General features: G+C 48.6%; 3 protein-coding genes and 1 pseudogene. All 4 read left to right on the top strand.

Annotation, left to right across the window (positions count from 1 at the left end; translation table 11 throughout):
- Positions 1 to 214, top strand: a pseudogene (locus WBV75_RS01425) (23S rRNA pseudouridine synthase F); the annotation flags it as partial.
- 28 nt (positions 215 to 242) lie between these two features.
- Positions 243 to 1,418, top strand: a complete 1,176-nt coding sequence (locus tag WBV75_RS01420) for a P1 family peptidase (protein WP_424118878.1) — start codon at positions 243 to 245, stop codon at positions 1,416 to 1,418.
- The gene (locus WBV75_RS01415) at positions 1,415 to 2,965 is read left to right on the top strand and encodes an alpha/beta hydrolase (RefSeq protein ID WP_424118877.1); all 1,551 of its coding nucleotides are present in this window, start codon (positions 1,415 to 1,417) and stop codon (positions 2,963 to 2,965) included. Before WBV75_RS01420 ends, WBV75_RS01415 begins: the two co-directional genes overlap by 4 nt.
- Before the next feature lie 112 nt (positions 2,966 to 3,077).
- Positions 3,078 to 3,764, top strand: a complete 687-nt coding sequence (aqpZ, locus tag WBV75_RS01410; protein ID WP_424118876.1) for an aquaporin Z — start codon at positions 3,078 to 3,080, stop codon at positions 3,762 to 3,764.
- Positions 3,765 to 3,824: the final 60 nt, after the last annotated feature.

The following is a 3,824-nucleotide window of genomic DNA, read 5'->3' as shown; positions in this document are numbered from 1 at the left end:
GTTCCGGATTATCCTCACCCAGGGTCTTAACCGTCAAATACGCCGGATGTGTGAACACCTGGGGAACGAAGTGCGGCAGTTAAAGCGCTATCGGATTATGAATATTCAATTGGACGTCCCGCTCGGAAAATGGCGTGATTTAAGTCAGAAGGAACTTACTGACCTTCAAAAATTACTCGCGGATTCCTCCAAAACAAATGAGGTAAGCGATTAGGCAGGTGCAACAAAAAAGGCAAAAAAACATGAAAAATATTTACCTCATTTGCGGCCTGATACTTCTCTCGATTTCAGTTTACGGACAGAAGCCAAGAGCCCGCGACCTGGGAGTGCCTTTTGTGGGGGAACCCGGGGCATTCAATGCCATTACGGATGTTGCAGGCGTGGAAGTGGGCTATAGCACCGTAATTTCAGGGGGAGGCCCCAATGTGGCGGGTAAGGGCCCTGTGCGAACCGGGGTAACGGCAATTTTCCCAAGGGGCAAAGCCAGAAAATTCAGTCCGGTCTATGCGAACTGGTACAGCCTTAACGGCAATGGGGAAATGACGGGTACCACCTGGGTGACTGAATCCGGTTTCCTGGAAACCCCTGTCATGATTACCAATACAAACAGTGTGGGTGTGGTTCGGGACGCCGTTTTAAAATGGTACGTGGAGACGGACTGGTACAAGGGAGAAGACTGGTGGTATACCTATCCGGTTGTCGGGGAGACCTATGATGGTTTTCTCAATGACATTTATGGATTTCACATTACAGAGGCCCATGTATTGGAGGCCATAGAGAATTCATCCGGCGGGCCAATAGCAGAAGGGAATGTGGGCGGCGGTACCGGCATGATGTGTCTGGGTTTTAAAGGCGGTACGGGAACCTCTTCCAGGGTATTTCCCATTGGGAAAGAATCCTATACCCTGGGGGCTTTGGTCCAGGCAAATTTCGGCGCCAAACGAAACCTCAGCATTGCGGGTGTCCCGGTAGGCCTTGAATTAAAAGACACCTTAAATTACGAATTCAAGGCACCACCCCAATCCCGCAGGCAGGAAGGAGATGGCTCCATTATCGTCATCGTAGCCACAGATGCCCCCCTGCTCCCCCATCAATTAAAACGAATTGCCCAGAGGATCCCACTGGGTATAGGTATTGTGGGTGGACGCGGCAGCAATGGCTCCGGAGATATTTTTCTCGCTTTTTCAACGGCCAATGCAGACGCCTTTAACCGGGAGGAGACGACCGAGGTGGAATCCATGTCCAATGACCAGTTAATGCCGGTTTTTGAAGCCACTGTACAGGCCGTGGAAGAAGCTATCATCAACGCTATGGTGGCTGCAGAAACTATGGAGGGAATCAATGGGAACAAGGCCTATGCCCTGCCCCATGATTTGCTGGTTAGGACCTTAAAAAAATACAATCGACTCAACGAATGACCCCACCCACAAAGGCTTTATACCGAGCTTACATTCCAATCCTCATCTTCCTTGCCCTGGCACAAATGAGCTTCTGCCAGACCTCTTTAAAGGATATTGGATTGAATTACGGACCCTACCCTGTTGGGTTCACCCACAAGGTAATTTCCGATCCTTCCAGGACTTATAAGAAAATCTACGACTACAGCGCGGAAAGGATTGCGCGCCCCATTTCCGTAAGTGTCTGGTATCCGGCCCGGGAAGACACAAACGCCACAGAGCCCCTGAAGGTTTTGGACTATTTTCACATTTTAAAAGAGGAAGAAGAGTGGGAGCACCTGCCGGATGAACAATTATTGAATTGGTTTTATTACCAAAACACCCCCTCAAACCAAGGTCATCTCCAGGAAAAGACCCAGGCCTTCAGCAAGGTAGAATTTGCAGATGGATCCTTTCCAGTCATCCTTTATGCCCCGAGTTTCCAGGCTTCCTCCGTCGAAAATTTTGCCCTTTGCGAGTACCTGGCCAGTTACGGGTATCTCGTTATTTCCAGCCCAAGCCGCGGAAGCGAAACACGTTGGTTTGCCAAGGCAGAAAAGGAAATAGAAACCCAGGCCCGGGATTTGGAATTCCTGATTGCCGAGGCTTTGAAGTACCCGGTGGCTGATGCCTCAAAAATGGCAGCCATGGGATTTAGTTTTGGGGGTTTCGCGGGTGTACTCACCCAAATGCGAAATGATCGGATTAAAGCCCTGGTAAGTCTTGACGGCACAGAAAGGTACCAGGAATCCGTCTTAAAAAAGTCTCCCTTTTTCGATTATGGGAAATTGGACGTCCCCTACATCCATATGGCCCAGAAAAATATTCCGGATAGCGTTCTTAAGGCAGATGGTATCCCCCAAGAGCTCAACACGAGCTTTAAACTCTACGACAGTATTACAAAGAGTCAGGTGTATCGCCTGAAATTTCATAACCTAACGCATTCCTATTTCAGTACCATGGGCGTGCTTTTTGAAAAAAGGGATCCCCGGCAGGACAAAAGCGATCCCCTAATCATGGAGTCCTACCGCTGGGTTTCGATTTACGCTAAAACCTTTTTTGATGCATACTTAAAAGGGAACGATCAGGCTATGGAGTTCGTCAATAGGCCGCCTGCTGAAAATGAGGTGTCCCTGGGCCTGATCAGTTATAAAACCAAGCTTCCCCAAACCGAAACCATGGGTTTTGAGGGTTTTAACGACCTGGCCGCGCGCCAGCAATACGAAAAGCTAAATACCCTGTATAATTCCCTGTTGGTAAATAATCCCGATTTAGTCCTTCCCGAGAACAACCTCAATACCCTTGGCCTGCAACTTGTTTTTGATCCTGAAAAAGGGGAGGAAGGAATAAAGGTCCTGCGATTTGCCACTGAAATGTATCCGGAATCTGCCAATCTCATGGATAGCCTGGCGGAAGCCTATCTGTTTCTCGGGGAGGAAGAAAAGGCCCTGGAGTCTTTTAAAAAATCCCTGGAGCTGAATCCGCAAAACCACAATGCGATTCAGCGGATAAAAGAACTTGAGGGCTGAGACCGGATTCAAAAATTAGGTTTAGCCATCCGGTAAATGCTGAACGATAAGGTAGGTGTAATTTATCGAGTTCCGTATCTTTAAAATCGAACCAACCGAAAAGTATAGCATTATGAAAAAAGCACTAGCAGAATTTATCGGAACTATGTGGCTGGTCCTGGGGGGATGCGGGAGCGCCGTACTCGCGGCAGGATATCCCGAACTCGGCATCGGATTTACAGGTGTTGCCATTGCTTTCGGATTAACAGTTTTGACCATGGCCTATGCTATCGGCCACATCTCGGGTTGCCATTTAAACCCGGCGGTGAGTATTGGGTTATGGATCGGGGGGCGGTTTGATGGAAAGGAACTCCTCCCTTACATTGCAGCTCAGGTATTGGGTGGCATTGCCGGGGCATCTATTCTATACGTTATCGCCACTGGAAAAGCAGGATTTGAACTCGGTGGTTTCGCAGCCAATGGTTACGGAGCCCACTCGCCTGATGGGTACAGTATGCTTGCAGCCCTGGTTACCGAAGTTGTAATGACTTTTATGTTTTTAATCATTATCCTGGGCGCCACGCATTCTAAGGCCCCAAAAGGTTTTGCAGGCCTCGCTATAGGCCTGGGGCTTACTTTGATTCATCTCATCAGTATCCCTGTAACGAACACCTCTGTCAATCCCGCCCGTAGCATCAGTCAGGCTGTTTTCGCAGGAAGCTGGGCAATAGATCAGCTCTGGCTCTTTATTGTTGCACCTGTTGCCGGAGCTCTTTTGGCAGGATTTGTATATAAAATGTTATCTCCCGAAACGGAGTAAACGAATTGAGAAGAGCGGATTGAGTTACGCGAATTAGATAATTCGGCAAGTATCTTAACC

Origin of the sequence: Robiginitalea sp., assembly GCF_049588695.1 — a bacterium.
GTDB lineage: Bacteria > Bacteroidota > Bacteroidia > Flavobacteriales > Flavobacteriaceae > Robiginitalea.
Note: the sequence above shows the minus strand (reverse complement) of the source record. Positions and strands in the feature narration are given on the sequence as shown.